Here is a 19,395-nt window from a genome sequence, read left to right on the forward strand (position 1 = left end):
GCATCTCATATTTTTAATTCCATCTGAAATGAACCGGTTTGATCGAATCATGCATTGGTTTCATTTCATATCCGTTTTCTTGGAAATATTTCAACAGTTTTTCCAAATGGGCGGCAGTCGTCGGTTTTTCATGCATTAATACGACAAGCGGCTCAACACCCGAAAGGTTATTGACTTGCTGAATCACATTATTCACAAATTGACCGTTTGTATTTGCAGATTTCCAGTCCTCTGAATCAACAGTCCAATCCCAAAGGTTAAAGTGGTCGCGCTTAATGACTTCTTGAAATGGACCGGTAATGTAAGGTTTTGATCCGTAAGGCGATCTGATCAAATGTGTGTCAACGTTGGTCGTTTCTTTGATCGTTTTCAGCGTATCGTTCATTTCTGCTGCAAAGCTTTCAGGAGATTTATAGATTTTCGATACTTGATGCGTCACTCCGTGAGAGCCGACAGAATGGCCGTTTTCAACCATTTTCTTCACAATATCGGGATTTTGTTCAATATTCGGTTTTAACATGAAAAATGTAGCTTTTGCATGATACTTATCGAGCAAACTTAAGATTTTATCTGAAGCTGCAGGATTCGGTCCGTCGTCAAATGACAAGTAGACGACCTTTCCGATCTCCGGCGCTGTTTGCTTGTTTTCTTTTTTCTCTGCTTTATGTTTGCCTCCCGGCGCTGACGCGGCGGAATTTTCTTTTATTGGTTCCTGCTTTGGGCCGGCAAGTGCATTCCAAGATATGCATAACAAAGTGACACCCAGTACAATCAACATACCCAACACTAATTTTCCTAGTGCGCTCAATTTATGATCTTCTTTTGGTGAATTTGACACTTTTTCCAACTCCTTAGGCTATAATTATCAATCACTAGGTTTCTTTTAAACTCGTCACATACAAATGACAATTTTTAAGCTGCTATTTTGAAGACAATGTTCTATAAGAAGGATGCTCTTTAAATATAAGGGGAAGATATCGCAGAAGTTCGACCAACTTGTAAACAAAATGTCACAAAAAGAAGAAAAACATCATTTTTTGAGGAGTAAATAATCGGACTGATTACCCTGTAGAAAATAGTAAGAAGGGAATAAACGGGTGGAAAACATGAGGTCTTTACAAAAGAAAAACCTTATTTCAGTTTTTAACTGAAATAAGGTTTTTTCGCCTGATATTAAAGTGGACAATGATCGGTTATTTAAATGTGATAATATAAGCTTGTTCTTCTAAAAATCGCGCGGATGCACTCTCTATGGCAGGATACTGGTATTGAGCGTTAACGAGCAGGCTGTTGCCGTCCGGGCTCCAATATATTTCCGAAGGGATGGTGCCGTGGTATATCGGTTCTTCATACAGGATATTTTTCCCTTGAAGCTTGCCTGCATAGATATTGTCTTCATCCTTCAAAGAGTAAGCGATTTTCTTTAAGTCGTTTGAGAATTTAAAAACAGTTACTTTTTCGAGCAGAGCAGACAACTCGCCGTTTCTGCGATCATATTCGTACAGGGTTTCCCCTGTGTCCAGGAATACAAATTGATCATTGTTTAACCAAACAGGGGCGCCACGGCTGTCCAGACGCTTGTCGTGGATTTTAATGCGGTTGCCGTCAATGGTTCCCATTCTGATCCCGTACTCGTCGGAACGCTGTAACACGGTAAGCAGCAAATCTCGTCCATTATCGGAGATGTTAACTCCCGTAAGCGAATTTTTTTCCGCGAAATCATTCAATGTATACGTTTTGAGCGTTCCGGAATCCGTATCATAAACACGAAGGCTGGTCTGATTCCCCTGCCCGACATCTAAAACGAGATAACAAACGTATCTGCTATTATTTGACCATGAAACATCTTGAACATAGACCTCATTGCTGGCGGAGATGCTGGCGATTTCTGTTTTTTTCCCGTTCGCTGTCGAAAGCAGCTGCATTGATGCCTTACTTAATCCCAAAGTGACTCCGGCGATGTGCTTTCCGTCTGGAGACATTTTTAGGTTGGACATGTTGCTTTCAATGCCTTTTACGATTTCAGCTTTTTCATAGGGGGAGGAAAGACGCTGAAGGCTGAGCGCTGTACGTTCGGATGTCCCATCTCCCTTGAAAAAACCGACAACGGAATCCGGTGAAGACCACCCAAGCAGCTGCCCTGCTTTTGGAAGGCGATAGATCGTATTGACTTGAAAAGGGCGGGTCTTCTTCTGGTTATCGCTATGATTTTCTTCCCCGCTTGGGATAATAATCGTTTCCGACCTTTTTCCGACATTATAACTGGACACGATAATGACCAGAAACAACAGCACTCCTGCCCATATGATAAACGGTTTGTTTTTCATCATTTCTCAACCTTTGCGTAAGCTAATTCAACATGAATCACTGTATGGTTTTCCTCGTAGAACATCTCGATTGTTCCTCCGTGTTCGTCAACAATTGTTTTCACAATGCTTAATCCCAAACCTACACTTCCCTCTTCCTTAATCTTCTGATTGACTGAATAAAAAGGCTGGAACATTTTGGAGTGTTGGTCATTTTCCAATGGAGCACTTGGATTCTTGAATGTAAAAAGAATGTTTTCTCCAACGATTTCGGCCTTAATGAAGATTTCCGAATGAGATAAGCTGTATTTGATGGCGTTGTCCAGCAGATTGATAAAAAGCTGGCGCAGCCTGCTCACCTGACCGTGAACGTACAGGCCATCCTCAATGTCACAGGCGATCCTTTTCTTATACCGTTCTGCCCGAAACTTCATCGATTCGCAAACGTCATTTAAAATTTCCCCTGCGTCGATCCTGTCAAATTGAGCACCCTTGGACGTTTCCCGGGATACTTCAAGAAGCTTGATCACCAAATGATGCAGGCGCCTGCTTTCTTCAACAATGTGGTTCATTCCTTTATCAAAAAATGCCCGATCCGATTCCCCTTTATCTTTTATAATCTCTGCATATCCTTGGATGGAAGTCAGAGGTGTTTTCAGCTCATGCGTCATATTGTCAAAAAATCGTTTTTCTTGTTCGTTAAGTTCCTTTAAACGATCGCGATCCCTTTCGATAGTTAAAATTTGTTCTCGAATTCTGCTGATCATGTCGTTAAAGTTGACGGCAAGCTGCCCAATTTCATCTTTTCTATTAAAGTGGATATCCATATCCAGTTTTCCCTTCTTGACTTGTGAGGTGGCATCTGTCAGCTTGACGAGAGGAATCGTGATATGTCTGGACAGGATATAGGAGAAAAGAAACGCCGCCACAAATATGGCAAGTGCGATGTAAAAAACAATATCCAGAATCTCTCCGCTTTGCTTATACTGCAGGTCGAAATTTTTCGAAAAGCGTAATATGCCTACTTTTGTGCCTTCAACGACAACCGGATATGAAAAAAACACTTCTGCTTTATTGCGGTTATAGGTGATATGATAGGCAGTCTTTCCTTTGATCGCCTGTTTAAGATCTTCATCACTCCCTCGGGAAAACACCTTTTGATCAGAAGAAGCCAACAATGCGCCATTCACGGTATAAACACCGACATTGCTTCCTGTGGAGTGATTTAAATTATCTACTATTTCATCGGCCATATCACCGAAATAAAGTTCATTGTTTTTATAGTGATTGATTAAAAATGCTTGGTTTACATAGACGATACTGTTTTTTTTCAGTTCGACTAAATCCGATGTTACAATTTTTTCATTACTCGACCAAATAACATTCTTAACCGTGTGATTGAGCACAAGGAAAGAGAGAGAAAAAATCAGAAAAAAGCCAACAATAAACTTGCCCTTGATGGTCCGTAACACTCTCTACTCCTCCTGCTTCTCGAATTTATATCCGATGCCGAACACTGTTTTAATCGAGTCGCTTGCATCAAGCTTTTTGCGGAGTCTTTGAATATGGGTATCGACTGTACGGGTGTCACCGAAAAAATCGTATCCCCAGATGAATTCCAAAAGCTCTGAACGCGTAAAAACTTTTCCCCGATGGTCAACCAAAGTCATAAGCAGATCATATTCTTTCGGAGTTAATTCGACGGCTGCCCCGTCTTTTTTCACCAGTCTTTCCCCCGGAACGATCACGATATTTTTAAACCGGATCTCATCCACTTTTTCCGTTTCCCGTTCGTTCACGTGATGGGCTTGTTCCAGACGCCGAAGGATCGTGCGGATTCTCGCGACAACTTCGCGCAGATCAAATGGCTTTGTAATATAGTCATCGGCTCCGAATTCCAGTCCAAGTATTTTATCCGTAATATCTGATTTGGCGGTGATCATCAGGATCGGAATATTATAGCTTTCGGTCACTTTTTTGCAAATATCCAAACCGCTGCAGTCCGGCAGCATCCAATCGAGTAGCAGAAAATCAGGTTTGAACTGATCTAATTTCCTCATTCCTGAAGAACCGTTATTGACCGTACACGTTTCAAAACCTTCGGACGTCAGCCCGTATGAAAGCAAATCAGCAATTGCTTCATCATCTTCAATAATCAGTATTTTGGTTTTATCCATAAAGTCATCACTCATTCCCTGTTTCATGCTTATTTTATCTAAAAAAATCTCTTTTGTTTCTCGCATCCTTCTATAGAGATTATACATAAATCCAAACCAAAGTCTTCATTTGACAGTCCGCAATTGGATCGCTGGCGGACTTTAAGGCACAGAAAAAAATGAACTGCCTTTTATAGATTATCAGAACGGGAGCGATCATTTCCATATGCGGTTTTCACTATCATAAAGTTTCCGGTTGTCCCAAATACTTCATCCATTTCCTCTTCGACGTTCATCTGTTTTTTGAAATTCTCACTTTTTTATCGGCAACAAAGGCTTAAACGTTTCAGGATAAGCAGAAATTTTACAAATTGGATACATCTTGCCCTCAAATAACTGAGCACCTGTTCTGCATGAACAGGTGCTCTTTGTTTCTTATGGAACAAGATTCTTCGTCAAATTTGGCCATCATCCTGCTTATTTCTTGGAATGTAAAACGTGAAGGAAGTACCTTCGTTCAGCATGCTGTGGACGGTGATCGATCCGTTGTGTGCATCGACGATGTTTTTGACGATCGCAAGTCCGAGGCCCGTCCCGCCTTTTCCTCTCGTCCTTGCTTTATCAGCTTTGTAAAAGCGTTCAAAAATAAACGGCAGGTCCTCTTCGGGAATGCCGCTGCCCGAGTCTTTCACGGCGATTTTCAGTCCGCTTTGCGCTGACTGCACATCGACATGTACGGTGCCACCGGCATTTGTATGGCGGATCGCGTTGTCAATCAGGTTTGTTAATACCTGCTCCATTTTGTCCGGATCAAACACAAATTTGGTTTCGTTCAGATCAAGATTGTGAGAAAGCGTAATATCTTTGTCTCCGGCCACTCCGTAAAACTTTCTGAACACCCTCTCAAAAAATTCACGGAGCTCCACCGGTTCAACGTTTAAGGAAATATGCCCCGCCTCCATTCTGGCAAGGTCCAGCAAATCATTCACAAGCCTTCCCATTCTTAAAGACTCGTCATAGATGACCTGTGCGATTTCCTTTTTTTCTTCCTCAGAGCTTGCGATGTCGTCAACGATCGCTTCACTGTACCCTTGAAGCATCGAAATCGGTGTTCTCAGCTCATGGCTGACATTTGCGATAAAGTCTTTTCTCAGCTTATCAAGCCGTCTTTCCTCCGTCATATCCCTCAACACGGCGACCGCTCCGCGTACATGGGACTGATTGTACAGCGGACTCATGAGCAGCACCCATGTTCTGCCTTGCAGGGTCATTTCAATCATCTGCTCTTTCTCCGTGCTGACCGTGTTTTGAAAAAGCTCGCGGGCTTCAGGGGGCAGTTCATGGCCTTCTTTTACATTCATGTTCTGCTCATAATACCAAGCCTGTAAAAAGCGTTCAGCCGGGGGATTTGTCACAAGGATCGTCCCGTCGATATTGATGGTGATCACGCCGTCGGCCATACTGCTTAAGATATTCGACAAATGCTCCTTTTCCTGATTGAGTGCCGTAATATGAAACTTCAGCTGACGCCCCATTTGATTAAAGGCAATCGCCAGCTCACCGATTTCATCCTGGGTCAGGATCGGAATCTTCGTATCAAACTTCCCTTTTGCCAAGTCCTGGGCACCCTGCCGCATTTTTCTGAGCGGGTAAGTAATCCGGCTTGACAGGAAGAAAGCGAAAATCGTCGTTAACACAATCGCAATTGCAGCGGCAAAGAGGATGTATCTCGTCGTATGCTGTGTCGTATCCTTCACGGCAAGAAGCGATTGAGAAAGAAACACCATGCCTTCATCTTCGCCTTTCCCGTACGGTACACCGACAATCAGCTGATCGTTCTTTTGATTGGAGATAACCGTCCTTTTCTGCACTTTTTGATGCTTGCGAAGGGCTTCGTTCAGATCGGGATCGTTTTTAATATCTTTTAATGTGATGGAAGCCACTTTTTGATGTTCCCGCGGCGAATACCAATATTCATTCTCGTTTTTAATGACCGTGATGCTCGTCAGTTCATCGGCAAGCTCCCATGTGATCGACCTCGCTGTCTCCTGGTCTTTATGGTTTTCCATGATGACGGCCACCTTGCTGGCGAGCTTTGTCAAATCAGCTTCCGCTTCATCAACATGGTAGTTTTCAATAAACTCAAGCAGAAAGAACGTAAGGATAAATAAGACAAATGAAACCAAAAGCAGTATGGTAAACCACAGTTTACCGACTACGCTCTTCCAAAACTTCATTCGGTTCCGACCTCAAATTTATACCCGACACCCCATACTGTTACGATTTTTTTCGCAGCTTTCGGCGAGACTTTGTTCAGTTTTTCACGTAAACGTTTAACATGGGTATCGACCGTTCTCAAATCGCCGAAAAACTCGTATTGCCATACTTCCTTCAGCAGCTTTTCACGATCGTATACTTTATCAGGGGTTTTGGCCAGGAAGTAAAGCAGTTCGTATTCTTTCGGCGTCAGGCTGACTTCGGTCCCGTCCGCCATGACTCTGTGAGCATCGTGATCAATGGATAAGTGAGAAAAAACAAGAACATTTTTTGCCGTTGTATCTGTATTCAGGTAAGAGGTTTGCGATGATCTTCTCAAGAGCGCTTTGACTCTCAGCACCACTTCCCTCGGACTGAAAGGTTTTACAATGTAATCATCGGTTCCGACTTCAAAGCCCTGCACCCGGTTCGCTTCCTCGCCTTTCGCCGTCAGCATGATGATCGGAGTGGCTTTTTTATCGCGTACTTGGCGGCATACTTCAATGCCGTCGGTTCCGGGCATCATCAAATCGAGCAGGATTAAATCGTAATCGTTGCCGAGGGCTTTATCGATGGCTTCATCGCCATTCTCGGCTTCTTCGATCTTATAGTTTTCCCTTTCCAGGTACATTTTTAAAAGTCGTCTGATTCTTGCCTCATCATCTACTACTAATATTTTTGTCTCTTTCGTCTGTTCCATCGTAAACCTCCTGATTTGAATCTTCTTACATTCATTTTATTAGAAAAGCGATCGTAAGCCAAGCTAAGAATGGCCTTTCCGCAGTTTAAAACAAAAAGCTGCGGAAGGCCCGGTGAAAAGCCCGGACCTTCCTGCACCGCACGGATCATGCATAAGAATGAAGTCCGGCGATGACAAGGTTTACAAAAATAAGATTAAACATAATAATGGCAAAACCGATGACGGCGAGCCACGCCGATTTTTCGCCGTGCCAGCCTCTTGAAAGCCTGAGATGCAGATAAGCTGCATAAAACAAAAATGTAATCAGCGCCCAGACTTCTTTCGGATCCCAGCCCCAGAATCTGCTCCATGCCAGCTGTGCCCATATCATCGCGAAAATAAGCGCGCCAAGCGTAAAAACCGGAAAGCCGATCGAAACGGAGCGATAGCCGATTTCATCGACAAGGTCAAGGTTCACATTTTTCACGAGCGGCTGAAGAAGCTGACTGATGCGTTTTCTGATGATCAGCCTGATGACACCGTAAAGCAAGGCTCCGGTTCCAAACGACCAGAGAACGGTATTCAGCTTTCGGCCTGAAAAAATAGGCGGCACATTGACAAGCGGCTCCATCCTCTCCTCCGTTAAAAGTTCGCCCTTGTTCGGGCCGATAAGAGCGGGAAGCTCGTAAATCATGACGTCTTCCTGGTTGTCTTTATCAATCCACTTAAACTGCGCCTCATAGCCCCCGATGCGGAATGAGGTCGTCACAAGGATAAACGCGAGCGTTGTCACAAGCATAAACATGACAAATTCGAGCCAGAATGTTTTTTTGCCCGGCTTTGACTGATCCACATGCTTGAGCAGAAAGATCACGCCGGCGACAAAGCTGATGGCGAGAATCGCCTGCCCGAGAGCTGCAGTCGTGACATGAATATAAAGCCAGTTGCTTTGAAGCGACGGAATCAGCGGTGTGATATCGGTCGGAAACATGCTGGCATATGCGATTAAAAGCAGAACAACGGGCAGTGTAAACAGTCCCAAAGCAGACAGCTTGTAAATAAAGTAGATGATGATGAACGCCAGGACGAGCATCATGCTGAAAGCAGTTGTAAATTCAAAGAGATTGCTGACCGGTGCGTGTCCGGAAACGATCCATCTCGCAATAAAATATCCAAACTGGCATACAAATCCGATGATCGTGATCAACACTGCGATCGATGCCCAGCGGTTCTTCTTCTTCCGGTCTGAAGCCTTGCTCCTGATGGAGCCGCCAAAAAAGAAGACCGCTGAGAGATACAAAAGAAATGCCGCGTACAATAAATTGCCGCTTAACTCTGCCATGAAAACCCCTCCCTATGCTGGCCGTTTATTTTTTTCCTTTGACAGTTCTTTTTGATCGGCCGGTTCGGATATCCCCGTATCCTCGAGTACGGCCTTCAAGTCCTGCTTCAGCCCGTACCAGTTTTTGTTCGTATGTCCGGCGACGAGCACATGCCCGTCCAGCTTTCTGAGCCAGATCCTTCTGTGGTGCCAGTACATCCCTTGGATGACGCCGATCATAAAGATGGCGCCGCCGACCATGAGCACCCACAAAGTCAAATCTTTTCTAATTGTGAGGCCTGAGAGATTCTTCGTTTCGACGTGGTCAAACTTCATTTTGTATTTATTGTCGTCAGAACCTTCGATTGTTTCCTGAATCGCCACGAAACTCTTTTCTCCTTTAGGCTTATCCGGAGCGGTGATCTGGAACACAAAAGCCGGATTGTTCGGATTCCTCGTTTTCGTGCTCGGTTCCCCGTCTTTGTTAAAATAAAAGTCCGGCAGGTAGCTTGCAATATGAACTTTGTAACCGTTGCCAAGATCATATTCCGGTTTCGGCTCCAAGAGGTCGATTGCCACTTTGCCGAAAGATTTCCCGCTGTCTTTTTCAATCAGCTGAAACACCATTTTGTCGAGCTCGCCTTCCTTGTAAGTCAGCTGATAGAGTGCATATGAACCGAATTTCAAGGGATCATTGACCCTGATCTTGCCGTTTTTCACTTTCTTCAATTCAGGCGCTTCACCCGGCAGGCTGTCATTTTTTCTTTCATACAGTTCAACATCGGTTTGATATGTTTTTGCGACAGTCCCGTCACCGGCTTTGGTGATCGCCTCTGAAAATACTTCTTTTTCTTTTTCACTGTCGTACATTTCTTTTGTAAACCGGTTGTTTTTCAAGTAGTAATGGCCGTCAGTTCCCGGGATGGGCACGGTCTCCCCTTCCCTGATCCAAAGGGTTTCGTCGACATACATGCCCGGAACAAATCTGAGCATGACCCCGATGAGAAATATAATCAGCCCGATATGGTTAACATAAGGGCCCCACCTTGAAAAACGGCCTTTTTCTGCAAACAGGTTGCCGTTTTCTTCCTTGACGCGGTACCGTTTTTTCTTCAGTTTACCGATGATTTGCGTTCTTGTGTCTTCGGACAAATCCGCTTCCGTCCGGCTGAAAAGGCGCTGCCTCTCCATAAAGTTCGGATTTCGCGTGACGCCTTGATTTTTCAACGCCCTGTACAAAGGAACGACCCGGTCAAGGCTGCAGATGACAAGCGAAATGCCGATTGAGGCAACCAAAATAATAAACCACCATGAACCGTAAAGATTGTGAAAACCGAGAGCATAATAGATTTGTCCGAGAAGCCCGTATTGTTCGCTGTAGTATGTATCAGCCTGCGCACCCGGCGGCAGGAACATTTCCTGCGGAAAAATCGTTCCAAAAGCAGATGCTGTCAGCGTAATGACGATCAGCCAGACGCCGACCTTTACAGACGAAAAGAAATTCCATATTTTATCTACGATTGTTTTGTTATATGTTTGAGAGCGTCTCGCACTTCCATCATACCGCATGTCAAGGAGTTTGGCCTCCTGTTTGACAAGCGGCTTTCCGCACGATTCACACAAAACGGTACCTGCCGGATTCACATGGCCGCATTCGCATTTGATTTCTTTCATGATGACGATCCCTCTGGTTTGATCATATTCATATAATCATGGATCATCCGTTCTGTCATCGTGCCCGACACGACCTTGACAATCTCTCCGTCAGGGTTGATGAGAAACGTGGTCGGCAGCGGTGTGACATCGTAGGCGTTCAGCACCTGCCTGTCTTTATCAAGCACAACCGGAAAATTGACGCCGTGGTCTTTCATAAAGTTTCGGACGGCAAGGTTTGATTCGCCGACATTGACGGCGACGATTTCGACCCCTTGATCCTTAAACACCTTGTATTGATTCGCCATATAAGGAAATTCTCTTTTGCATGGTTCACACCATGTTCCCCAAAAGTTTAAAAATACCCCTTTGCCTTTTAGTTCGTCCAGTTTGAGACGGTTGCCGTCAACATCCTCCAGCGAAAAATTGGGAGCTTTTTCCCCCACCGCCACACTTTCCGTATTTTGAAACACGGCGCTGTACAGCGTGTAGCCAAGCGCTGCAAGCAGCACAAGGAGGATGCCTGTCCGAATGTAAAAACGCTTTTTTTTCATAATCCGCCCCCTCATTTAGACATTCAGTTTCATTATATCATCTCAAGACTGATAGCCATTTGCCTTTTTTGAAGGTTGTGTGAAAATTTAGAAAGCCGCTTTACCGTGTTCGGCCAATGCCCTGAGCCTTTTGACTTCATGAGGCGTGAGCTCTCTTTTTTCCCCGGTTTTCAAGCCCGCCAGATTCAAAAAAGCGTACTCTTCCCTTTTCAGCTTGAGCACCTCGTGTCCGATGGCTTCAAACATTCTCCTGACCTGGCGGTTTCGCCCCTCATGGATCGTGATTTGGACGATGCTTGTCTGCTTTTTCTTATCGAGTGACAAAAGCTTCACTTTTGCCGGAGCTGTCTTTCCTTCCTCAAGGCGTACGCCCCGCTCAAGTTTTTTTAAATTCTCCTTTAAAGGAATGCCTTTCAGCTTTGCTACATACGTTTTGTTAATTTCGTATTTCGGGTGCATCAATTTATTGGCGAAGTCCCCATCATTCGTCAACAATAAGAGGCCGCTCGTATCATAATCAAGCCTTCCGATCGGATAAATCCGCTCCTCCACCTCGGTGAAAAAGTCGGTCACAACTTTCCGGCCTTTGTCGTCTTTGACTGCTGATATAACCCCTCTCGGTTTATACAGGAGAAAGTAAACGGGTTCTTCGCTTTCAAGCTGGACGCCGTTTACCTCGATCCGGTCGGAGCTTGACACTTTAACGCCGAGCTCTCTGACGGTTTTGCCGTTGACCGTGACTCTCCCTTCTTTTATAAGTTCCTCCGCCTTCCGCCTCGATGCAATACCGGCGTGGGCGATTACTTTTTGAAGTCGTTCCATATCTTTCACCTCATGTATTATCTTACTTTTTTCCAGACCAACAAACAAGTTTGCAGGCGCCTTCTTCCTTAGGAAAGAAGCACTCCGCCCTTAAATGTATCCTTTCTCACGTCAAAAGTAAAACAGTTTTGGTAGAAAAGCAAAAAAGCGCCTGTTGATCAGGCGCTTCCAAACAGCAATGTTACAATAATCACAGACGCGATAATCCCCGCTAAATCAGCAAGCAGTCCCACCTTTAAAGCATCTCCCATTTTCTTAATTCCGACCGCTCCGAAATAGACGGTCAAAACATACAGGGTCGTGTCTGTCGATCCCTGCATGACAGAGGCCAGCCGGCCAATGAATGAATCGGGCCCGTAAACAGCGATCAAATCGGTCGTCATGCCTAGCGCTGCCGTTCCTGAAATCGGCCGGATCAGAGCCAGCGGAACCACTTCCGTCGGAATTCCCACGGCGGAAAACACGGGCTTTAAAAGATTCATAAAAAAATCGAGCGCCCCTGAAGCACGGAAAACGGTGATCGCGACAAGCATACCGACCAAATAAGGGATAATGGAAAATGCAATTTGGATTCCTTCCTTCCCTCCCTCAACAAATGCTTCATAAGTCGGAACCTTTTTGAATGTACCGTATAGCAGAATCGTGGCGATGATAAACGGGATAAGGGCCAGAGAAAGCCAATTGATGAATTCCAAATGCTCACCCCTTCTTTTTTCTTCTATAATAAAAGTATCGGTCGATGAAGATCGCAAAGATCCCCGATATTAAAGTCGCCAAAATGGTCGGACCGACGATGTCTGTCGGCGCCTTTGCATCATATGTCATCCTGACCGCGATGACGGTCGTCGGAATCAAGGTAATGCTTGACGTATTGACCGCCAGAAAGGTGATCATTGAGCGGCTCGCTTCCCTGCGGTTCCGGTTGAGCACCTTCATCTGTTCCATCGCTTTAATGCCGAGCGGTGTCGCCGCATTGCCCAATCCGAAAAAGTTGGCCATTAAATTGGATAAAATATACCCCATCGCCGGATGATCCGGAGGGATCTCGGGAAACAGCTTTGAAATGAACGGACGGCACAACCTGCTGAATTTTTCGAGCAGCCCGGATTGTTCAGCGATTTTCATCAGCCCTAGCCAAAAAACAAGGACGCTCATCAGTCCGATCGCAATCGTGACGGCTTCCTTCGATCCTTTAAATACGGCTTCATTGACTTCCTGAACCGTTCCGTTGAAAAGCGCAAACACCAGACCGATCACCGTTAAGCCGACCCAGATTATATTGACCATGATGAACCGCCTGCCGCTCTTTGGAATACGGATTGAAAGGTCTCAAAAAACGATTTTTTCGGCTTTTTGTTGCGTTCGTTTTCATAATAAATCGGGACGCTTGCAATCGTTTTTTCGTTGAATATGACGTTCATTTCCCCGATGATGTCCGGGATTTCTTTTTTGTTTTTACGCCATGATTTTTTCGGTTCAAGAAGCTCGATGTCAACCTTCACGTCTTCTTTTTCATCTTCGTTTAACAGATATGTGACATCCCGTTTAATAAAAGCTTTATTTCCGTAAAAAGAGTCTTTTAATTTTGGAATCTCGCCTTTTTTTGCGATGATATATGTTTTGTAGTGGCCGTATACATAGTTGAACATGTTCATATGATCATTCCAGTCGTCAGAGGCATTGATTGTGACGGCGATCAAATCGGTTCCGTCTTTCGATGAAGTGGAGACGAGTGTACGCTTTGCCAGCTTTGTATATCCCGTCTTCCCGCCTGTACTGTATTTGTAAAGCCCTGTTAAAAGCTTGTTTTTATTTCTCCAGATGCCTTGCATCGTTTCTGCCTTATAGTGCTTCGTTCCGGCGATTTTTCGGTATGTTTCATTGTTCATCGCATATTTCGTCAAAAGCGCCATATCATAGGCCGAGGAATAGTGATCAGGGTGGTCATCGAGTCCGTGCGGATTGCGGAACAGGGTGTTTTCCATGCCGAGGTCGGCCGCTTTTTGATTCATCATGTAGACAAAGCCTTCCAGGCTTCCGCCCACATGCTCGGCAATCGCAACGGCTGCGTCATTTCCCGATCTCAGCATCAAACCGTAAACAAGGTCCTTCAGCTTCACCTTTTGTCCGCTTGTCAAATAGATCGATGATCCCTCCGTCCTGACCGCTCTGTCGCTGACCGTGACCGTCTCATCCAATTTGCCCGATTCCACGGCCAAAATGGCTGTCATAATCTTCGTAATGCTTGCAATGCGCCGTTTTTCATGCTCATCCTTCGCAAACAAAACCCGTCCGGATTGCCCGTCCATGACAATCGCGCTTCTTGCGCTGACATGAAGGGAAGGCTGTGCTTCAGCGGTTTGGTATGAAGAGCATAAAAGAGAGCATATGATGATGGCTGCTGCAGCTTGTTTTAGAAAAAAGCGCATTTTTTCTCACGTCCTTGTGGTTGTTTGTACAAGTTTATGCGCTTGTCTTTCCGTTATGAACACCAATTGGATGATTCCCCGAGAAAAATCTCAAGCAACATAAAAACTCCCCCTTTCATGAAAGGGGGAGTTCCGGCACACGGTTCATTTAAGCTATGATCTCGGCTGAACCATCTTCATCCGATAGTCAGTCGCATAGTATTCCAATTCTTCTCTCATCGATTGATATTCTGTTTCAAGCGAAGCCATCAAATTTTTTAATGAGGCCGGCGCTGGTTCGTGAAAGCAAATGGCGTTTTTTCCCGTGTAGGCCGCTCTGCTGTCTTCGTACCAAGTATCTTTTTTCGGTGTGAAAAATTCTTCTATGCATCGATGATAGATCTGATAGAGCGTCCTTTCAGCGGCAGCGTCCTGAAAAGGATCCTGCTGCAGCCTGATTCGGCAGGCCGCAAGCCCTTCTTCACAGTAAACCGCCAGTTTCCTCAAGTTGCTGAGGACATCGCGATAATAATCTCTTCTCCCGGGCTCTTCAGCTTCAAGGGATGAGAGCGTTGTTTCGTTTAAATAATCGCTCAGCGTCTGAACGGTCTGTGCTAAAAATTCGCCTGCCTGCTCGGTTTGGGCTCTTGCCATAGATTTTCCCATTGGTGTCGGCACCCTCTCCTCATCGCTTTGTTACAATCGTATTCTTTCATGAATGAAATTAAACATAAAAAATACGATAATATATATTATCATACTTCGGTCCTTAAGGTGAATCTATTTTAAATCTTCGAACGTCTGGTTAAAGTTCTCAAAGAACAGATCGGCTTCCTCCTGAACCCCGTCTTCTTCTACATTTTCGGGCAGCGGCGGAAGCTCTTCTAGCGTCTTTAAGCCGAATTGTTCAAGAAATGTTTCTGTTGTACCGTACAAGATCGCCCTGCCCGGTCCGTCCGCCCGGCCTACTTCGCACAACAGCGCTTTTGCGACAAGGCTCTGGAGAATCCGTTCAGATTTGACCCCTCTGATCTCCTCGACTTCCGCTCTCGTAATCGGCTGCTTATATGAGACGATGGCCAATACCTCGAGGGCAGCCTGAGAAAGCCCTTTTGAAGGGGCTTCAATCAGCTTTTTCAAATAGACGGCGAATTCTTTTTTAGTCGAAAGCATGTACGTATCCGCGTACTCGACAAGCTCGATGCCCCTGTCTTCTTTTTCATAGGTTTCTTTGACATCAAGCATAATATCCTGTAGCTCGGCTTCATCGACCTCTAAGACCGATAATAGCTGTTTTTTTGTCAGGCCCTCGTCGCCGGCGGCATACAAAAGCGCTTCGACAATGGCTTTCCAATTCACGATATCAAGCGTCATGAATCGCTTCACTCCCTGTTATGTAAATGTCTGAAAAGTTGTGTTCCTGTTCAATGATGATCAGCTGGTTTTTCATCAGCTCCAAAATCGCCAAAAACGTCACAACGAGATGCTCTTTCTGCTCGTACGGGAACAGTTCCATAAAATGCATCCTTTTGCGGGACGTTTTCAAACAGTCGACGATTTGCGTCATTCGTTCTTCTATCGGTATTTCCTGTCTTGAAATTCTTGTTTCAGACGGCCGGTTGATTTTTTTACGGTTCAGCACCTTTTGAAACGCCCCGAGCATGTCGTAAACGGTGACGGACAGCTTTTGCTCGCTGAGTTTGATTTCCTTGGCGTAGTCGCTTAAGTCGCTCGGCGGCTTTGCGAATGCTTTTTGCCGCTCTTCCTCGCGCTCCTTTAAATTTTGTGCAGCACTTTTGTACTTTCTGTACTCTATTAATTTTTCAATCAATTCTTCTCTCGGGTCCTCTTCCTCCTCGAGAAACTCTTCGTCAAACAGCTCTTCTTCCTGCTTTGGAAGGAGCATTCGGCTTTTGATGCTGAGAAGGGTCGCAGCCATCACCAAATACTCGCTGGCCACGTCGAGCTCAAGTTCGCGCATCGTGTGCACATATAATAAATACTGCTCGGTTATCTTCGCAACAGGTATGTCATAAATGTCTATTTCAAGGCGGTTGATTAAGTGCAGCAGCAGATCCAGGGGTCCTTCAAACGCCTCGATTTTCACCTGATATTCCATGTCATTTCTCACCATTTTCAAAATCGCTTCTAAGCCGGCTAAAACTGGCTACCCTTTAGTATAAATTACGCGTCTGCATGAAGTCCAATATAATTTAAGAAGCTTTGGCATCCGCCTATACGGTTTGAGCGTATCCTGCATAGAATACTGTGTAAAATCTTAAATCTGAGGAGGGAACAACATGGGAGGTAAAGGCTTCGGCTACGGCGGAGGATTTGCTTTGATTGTCGTTCTGTTTATTTTGTTGATTATTGTAGGAGCGGCATGGATCTATTAACATAAAAGATGAGAAGCGTCCGTTGCCGGGCGCTTTTTTCACTGCTTGGATATATCAGCCGTTTTTCCTCCGTTCCGTTCTTATGATACACTTTAACGGAAACTTAAAGGAGGATGTCAGATGTATCCCCAAGCTTATATCGATTACCTGGCCGAATTTCATGGGGCAAGGGATTATTTTGAGTGCCACGAAATTCTAGAAGACCATTGGAAAAAGGACCCTCCCGGCGAACGGAAATTATACTGGGTCGGGTTGATTCAGCTGGCTGTCGCGCTCTACCATCAGCGGAGAAACAATTTTGCCGGTGCAGAGAGATTAATGGCGAACAGCATCCGCATCCTGGCGTCCGAAAAAGACGCAGTCGAATCACTCGGATTGGATTACAGCCGCTTCATCGAACTGTTAAGGCAGACTTACCAAAAAATCGAAGCCCATTCTCCTTATGAAAGCATCATGCTTCCGATCGCAGATGAAGCATTGATTAATGCATGCCGGAAACAATGCGAAAAAAGGTCATATGAATGGGGAGCAAACGCTGCACCAGACGCCTTTATCATTGAGAAACACCGGCTGAGAGACCGGACTGAAGTGGTTGCCGAGAGGGAAAAACAAATCGAACGGCGAAAAAAGAGCAGAGGCTAGAAGCCTCTGCTCATTGGTTATATGTGATGTCTTCATTTTCGTGATCCTGACAGCGCGCAAAGAATCCTTTAGTTAATTCATTCGGAACCAGCGGTTTAGGTGCAAACATTTGCGAAATGGCCGACACCATTTTTTTACCGATTCCCTGATGACGGTGAGACGGGTTTACACTGATATGCTTGATCTCGACTTCTTCTTCTCTTTTCTCTACTCCTACACAGCCGACAATATCCTCGCCTTCTTTCCATAGGAACAGTTGCCTTTCAGTGTCCGTTTCATAGTCTTTAATTGTCTGCTGAAGCTGCTTGACGTCCTTCTCATTCGGCATAAACGAAAGGAGCCCCATCGCAATCTTTTCGAATGACTTTTTATAACGAATTAACATAAATACCCCTCAATATATCAAAATGTGGATCTAACGAAGGCTAGTCGCTTCACATCACATTATAAACATTTTTATAACCTTTTTAAACTCTTTTTCGGTAATTATTGAAGCGACCGGGTCAGGTTCGCCATTTCAATCGCTGCCGCGGCAGCTTCTGCACCTTTATTTCCTGCTTTTGTTCCGGCGCGTTCTACCGCCTGCTCGATCGTGTCTGTCGTCAATACACCGAAGATCACCGGAACACCTGTTGACATGCTGCTCGCTGCAATCCCCTTTGCCGCTTCATTGCAGACATAGTCATAGTGGCTTGTTGCCCCTCTGATGACTGTGCCCAGTGTAATCACGGCGTCGTATTTTTTCGTTTCAGCCATTTTTTTGGCGATCAGCGGAATCTCGAATGCCCCGGGAACCCAGGCGACATCAATATCATCAGCTTTGACCCCATGTCTCAGCAGCGTATCTTCTGCACCGCTTAGAAGTTTGCTTGTAATAAAATCGTTGAATCTTGCCACAACGATCCCAATTTTCAAATCTGTTCCAATTACATGACCTTCTATTTTATTCATATGAATCCCGTCCTTTTTTGTGATTGATTTTAGTTTAAAAATGAAGCATATGCCCCAATTTTGATTTTTTCGTTTTTAGATACTTTTCATTATCTTTTTTTGTCTCCATCTGCAGCGGCACCCTGTCTGCGATCGTCAACCCGTAGCCTTCGAGACCGGCAATTTTTCGCGGGTTGTTCGTTAACAGCTTCATTTGCTTCACGCCGAGGTCTCTTAAAATTTGGGCGCCGATCCCGTAGTTGCGAAGATCTGGGAGAAAGCCGAGTTTTTCGTTAGCCTGCACGGTGTCATATCCTTCTTCCTGCAGCTTGTAAGCTTTCAGTTTATTGATTAAGCCGATTCCTCTTCCTTCCTGTCTCAAATACAGGAGCACGCCCCGGCCCGCTTGTTCGATTTGCGCGAGCGCAGCGGCAAGCTGCGGGCCGCAGTCGCAGCGGTAAGAGCCGAAAACATCGCCCGTCAGGCATTCCGAGTGTACGCGGACAAGCACAGGCTCGTCCCCGAAAGGTATGTCGCCTTTGACGAGGGCTATATGTTCTTTGTCATCGATTTCGTTTGTATAGCCGTAAACCTTGAATGTACCGAATTCGGAAGGCAGCGTAATCTTCACTTCTCGGTTGATCAGCGTTCCCTTGCTGTAGCGGTATTCGATCAAATCTTTAATCGTAATCATTTTCAAGCCGTGCTGATCGGCTATTTTTTTGAGTTCAGGCACCCTTGCCATCGTGCCGTCTTCATTCATGATTTCGCAGATGACGCCGGCCGGCGCGGAACCGCACGCTTCTGCAAGGTCAACGGCCGCCTCCGTATGTCCGGCTCTTTTTAAAACGCCGCCTTGTTTCGCAATCAGGGGGAAAATGTGCCCCGGTCTTTTAAAATCGCCCGGAAGCGCGTGATCATCGATCAGCGACATGACGGTCAACGACCGCTCCTGAGCGCTGATCCCCGTCTTTGTATCGCGGTGATCCACACTGACTGTAAATGCCGTGTGATGAGAATCGGTATTTTCGTCTACCATCGGATGGAGGTCAAGCCGTGAAGCGATCTCTTCATTGAGCGGCGTGCAGATCAACCCCCTTCCGTGCGAAGCCATAAAGTTGATCACTTCAGGTGTTGCGTATTCTGCGAGCGCAACGAAATCGCCTTCGTTTTCCCTATCCTCGTCATCGACCACGATGATGACTTTCCCTTGCTTCAAATCACGTATCGCTTCTTCAATTGTGTGAAACATCAGGCACGCAGCCTCCTTTC

General features: G+C 45.4%; 21 protein-coding genes. 2 read left to right on the forward strand and 19 right to left on the reverse strand.

The window, feature by feature from the left end:
- Positions 1 to 13: 13 nt before the first annotated feature.
- The 16 genes from MKX80_RS12215 to MKX80_RS12290 all read right to left on the reverse strand — a co-directional run bounded on the left by MKX80_RS12215 (position 14) and on the right by MKX80_RS12290 (position 16,274).
- Positions 14 to 838 carry a polysaccharide deacetylase family protein gene (locus MKX80_RS12215; RefSeq protein WP_154994304.1) on the reverse strand — a complete coding sequence of 275 codons (825 nt, stop codon included), beginning with the start codon at positions 836 to 838 and terminating at the stop codon, positions 14 to 16.
- Between the two features lie 355 nt (positions 839 to 1,193).
- Positions 1,194 to 2,330 carry a WD40 repeat domain-containing protein gene (locus tag MKX80_RS12220; RefSeq protein WP_182070449.1) on the reverse strand — a complete coding sequence of 379 codons (1,137 nt, stop codon included), beginning with the start codon at positions 2,328 to 2,330 and terminating at the stop codon, positions 1,194 to 1,196.
- Positions 2,327 to 3,778: a HAMP domain-containing sensor histidine kinase gene (locus tag MKX80_RS12225; protein WP_268343426.1), complete on the reverse strand. Its 1,452-nt coding sequence runs from the start codon at positions 3,776 to 3,778 to the stop codon at positions 2,327 to 2,329. Before MKX80_RS12225 ends, MKX80_RS12220 begins: the two co-directional genes overlap by 4 nt.
- A 3-nt stretch (positions 3,779 to 3,781) precedes the next feature.
- Positions 3,782 to 4,483, reverse strand: a complete 702-nt coding sequence (locus MKX80_RS12230) for a response regulator transcription factor (RefSeq protein ID WP_154994298.1) — start codon at positions 4,481 to 4,483, stop codon at positions 3,782 to 3,784.
- Between the two features lie 434 nt (positions 4,484 to 4,917).
- Complete coding sequence (locus MKX80_RS12235; protein WP_339226867.1) at positions 4,918 to 6,699, reverse strand: ATP-binding protein; 1,782 nt, start codon at positions 6,697 to 6,699, stop codon at positions 4,918 to 4,920.
- A complete protein-coding gene (locus tag MKX80_RS12240) occupies positions 6,696 to 7,418 on the reverse strand; it encodes a response regulator transcription factor (RefSeq protein ID WP_043928422.1) in 723 nt (240 codons plus the stop codon). Before MKX80_RS12240 ends, MKX80_RS12235 begins: the two co-directional genes overlap by 4 nt.
- A 145-nt stretch (positions 7,419 to 7,563) precedes the next feature.
- Positions 7,564 to 8,739 carry a c-type cytochrome biogenesis protein CcsB gene (gene ccsB, locus MKX80_RS12245; protein WP_154994294.1) on the reverse strand — a complete coding sequence of 392 codons (1,176 nt, stop codon included), beginning with the start codon at positions 8,737 to 8,739 and terminating at the stop codon, positions 7,564 to 7,566.
- Between the two features lie 12 nt (positions 8,740 to 8,751).
- Positions 8,752 to 10,392: a cytochrome c biogenesis protein ResB gene (locus tag MKX80_RS12250; RefSeq protein ID WP_182070447.1), complete on the reverse strand. Its 1,641-nt coding sequence runs from the start codon at positions 10,390 to 10,392 to the stop codon at positions 8,752 to 8,754.
- Positions 10,389 to 10,928: a thiol-disulfide oxidoreductase ResA gene (locus MKX80_RS12255; RefSeq protein ID WP_154994332.1), complete on the reverse strand. Its 540-nt coding sequence runs from the start codon at positions 10,926 to 10,928 to the stop codon at positions 10,389 to 10,391. The genes MKX80_RS12250 and MKX80_RS12255 overlap by 4 nt, the downstream gene beginning before the upstream one ends.
- 84 nt (positions 10,929 to 11,012) lie before the next feature.
- Complete coding sequence (gene rluB / locus MKX80_RS12260) at positions 11,013 to 11,747, reverse strand: 23S rRNA pseudouridine(2605) synthase RluB (RefSeq protein ID WP_043054363.1); 735 nt, start codon at positions 11,745 to 11,747, stop codon at positions 11,013 to 11,015.
- A 158-nt stretch (positions 11,748 to 11,905) separates the two neighbouring features.
- Entirely contained in the window at positions 11,906 to 12,442 is a 537-nt protein-coding gene (locus MKX80_RS12265; protein ID WP_023857485.1) for a spore maturation protein, read from the reverse strand.
- A 4-nt stretch (positions 12,443 to 12,446) separates the two neighbouring features.
- Positions 12,447 to 13,034 carry a nucleoside recognition domain-containing protein gene (locus tag MKX80_RS12270; protein WP_154994290.1) on the reverse strand — a complete coding sequence of 196 codons (588 nt, stop codon included), beginning with the start codon at positions 13,032 to 13,034 and terminating at the stop codon, positions 12,447 to 12,449.
- Positions 13,022 to 14,176 (reverse strand): D-alanyl-D-alanine carboxypeptidase family protein, encoded by a 1,155-nt coding sequence (locus MKX80_RS12275; protein ID WP_268313481.1) that lies wholly within the window; start codon positions 14,174 to 14,176, stop codon positions 13,022 to 13,024. The genes MKX80_RS12270 and MKX80_RS12275 overlap by 13 nt, the downstream gene beginning before the upstream one ends.
- A 153-nt stretch (positions 14,177 to 14,329) precedes the next feature.
- Entirely contained in the window at positions 14,330 to 14,821 is a 492-nt protein-coding gene (locus MKX80_RS12280) for a YpuI family protein (RefSeq protein WP_154994286.1), read from the reverse strand.
- Between the two features lie 114 nt (positions 14,822 to 14,935).
- Entirely contained in the window at positions 14,936 to 15,529 is a 594-nt protein-coding gene (gene scpB, locus MKX80_RS12285) for an SMC-Scp complex subunit ScpB (protein WP_182070445.1), read from the reverse strand.
- The gene (locus MKX80_RS12290; RefSeq protein ID WP_154994282.1) at positions 15,519 to 16,274 is read right to left on the reverse strand and encodes a segregation/condensation protein A; all 756 of its coding nucleotides are present in this window, start codon (positions 16,272 to 16,274) and stop codon (positions 15,519 to 15,521) included. The genes scpB and MKX80_RS12290 overlap by 11 nt, the downstream gene beginning before the upstream one ends.
- Before the next feature lie 181 nt (positions 16,275 to 16,455).
- Between MKX80_RS12290 and MKX80_RS12295 the strand changes: the two genes are divergently transcribed.
- Positions 16,456 to 16,551 carry a YjcZ family sporulation protein gene (locus MKX80_RS12295; RefSeq protein ID WP_003183108.1) on the forward strand — a complete coding sequence of 32 codons (96 nt, stop codon included), beginning with the start codon at positions 16,456 to 16,458 and terminating at the stop codon, positions 16,549 to 16,551.
- A gap of 120 nt (positions 16,552 to 16,671) precedes the next feature.
- Complete coding sequence (locus tag MKX80_RS12300) at positions 16,672 to 17,193, forward strand: DUF309 domain-containing protein (RefSeq protein ID WP_182070444.1); 522 nt, start codon at positions 16,672 to 16,674, stop codon at positions 17,191 to 17,193.
- A gap of 10 nt (positions 17,194 to 17,203) precedes the next feature.
- On the opposite strand, the gene MKX80_RS12305 is transcribed toward MKX80_RS12300, so the two are convergent.
- From MKX80_RS12305 to MKX80_RS12315, 3 genes are all read right to left on the reverse strand, one after another.
- The gene (locus MKX80_RS12305) at positions 17,204 to 17,578 is read right to left on the reverse strand and encodes a GNAT family N-acetyltransferase (protein ID WP_165427452.1); all 375 of its coding nucleotides are present in this window, start codon (positions 17,576 to 17,578) and stop codon (positions 17,204 to 17,206) included.
- Positions 17,579 to 17,679: 101 nt separating this feature from the next.
- Positions 17,680 to 18,144 carry a 6,7-dimethyl-8-ribityllumazine synthase gene (gene ribE / locus MKX80_RS12310; protein ID WP_154994278.1) on the reverse strand — a complete coding sequence of 155 codons (465 nt, stop codon included), beginning with the start codon at positions 18,142 to 18,144 and terminating at the stop codon, positions 17,680 to 17,682.
- Positions 18,145 to 18,178: 34 nt separating this feature from the next.
- Positions 18,179 to 19,375 (reverse strand): bifunctional 3,4-dihydroxy-2-butanone-4-phosphate synthase/GTP cyclohydrolase II, encoded by a 1,197-nt coding sequence (locus MKX80_RS12315; RefSeq protein WP_182070443.1) that lies wholly within the window; start codon positions 19,373 to 19,375, stop codon positions 18,179 to 18,181.
- Positions 19,376 to 19,395 lie beyond the last annotated feature (20 nt).

Source organism: Bacillus sp. FSL K6-0972 (assembly GCF_037976035.1).
GTDB lineage: Bacteria > Bacillota > Bacilli > Bacillales > Bacillaceae > Bacillus > Bacillus haynesii.

Bases quoted from the DNA above. Each gene is read 5' to 3' on its own strand.
- MKX80_RS12220 (WP_182070449.1), bottom strand. From the start codon at position 2,330: ATGATGAAAAACAAACCGTTTATCATATGGGCAGGAGTGCTGTTGTTT.
- MKX80_RS12230 (WP_154994298.1), bottom strand. From the start codon at position 4,483: ATGGATAAAACCAAAATACTGATTATTGAAGATGATGAAGCAATTGCT.
- MKX80_RS12235 (WP_339226867.1), bottom strand. From the start codon at position 6,699: ATGAAGTTTTGGAAGAGCGTAGTCGGTAAACTGTGGTTTACCATACTG.
- MKX80_RS12240 (WP_043928422.1), bottom strand. From the start codon at position 7,418: ATGGAACAGACGAAAGAGACAAAAATATTAGTAGTAGATGATGAGGCA.
- ccsB (WP_154994294.1), bottom strand. From the start codon at position 8,739: ATGGCAGAGTTAAGCGGCAATTTATTGTACGCGGCATTTCTTTTGTAT.
- MKX80_RS12250 (WP_182070447.1), bottom strand. From the start codon at position 10,392: ATGAAAGAAATCAAATGCGAATGCGGCCATGTGAATCCGGCAGGTACC.
- rluB (WP_043054363.1), bottom strand. From the start codon at position 11,747: ATGGAACGACTTCAAAAAGTAATCGCCCACGCCGGTATTGCATCGAGG.
- MKX80_RS12270 (WP_154994290.1), bottom strand. From the start codon at position 13,034: ATGGTCAATATAATCTGGGTCGGCTTAACGGTGATCGGTCTGGTGTTT.
- MKX80_RS12275 (WP_268313481.1), bottom strand. From the start codon at position 14,176: ATGCGCTTTTTTCTAAAACAAGCTGCAGCAGCCATCATCATATGCTCT.
- MKX80_RS12280 (WP_154994286.1), bottom strand. From the start codon at position 14,821: ATGGGAAAATCTATGGCAAGAGCCCAAACCGAGCAGGCAGGCGAATTT.
- scpB (WP_182070445.1), bottom strand. From the start codon at position 15,529: ATGACGCTTGATATCGTGAATTGGAAAGCCATTGTCGAAGCGCTTTTG.
- MKX80_RS12290 (WP_154994282.1), bottom strand. From the start codon at position 16,274: ATGGAATATCAGGTGAAAATCGAGGCGTTTGAAGGACCCCTGGATCTG.
- MKX80_RS12295 (WP_003183108.1), top strand. From the start codon at position 16,456: ATGGGAGGTAAAGGCTTCGGCTACGGCGGAGGATTTGCTTTGATTGTC.
- MKX80_RS12300 (WP_182070444.1), top strand. From the start codon at position 16,672: ATGTATCCCCAAGCTTATATCGATTACCTGGCCGAATTTCATGGGGCA.
- MKX80_RS12305 (WP_165427452.1), bottom strand. From the start codon at position 17,578: ATGTTAATTCGTTATAAAAAGTCATTCGAAAAGATTGCGATGGGGCTC.
- ribE (WP_154994278.1), bottom strand. From the start codon at position 18,144: ATGAATAAAATAGAAGGTCATGTAATTGGAACAGATTTGAAAATTGGG.
- MKX80_RS12315 (WP_182070443.1), bottom strand. From the start codon at position 19,375: ATGTTTCACACAATTGAAGAAGCGATACGTGATTTGAAGCAAGGGAAA.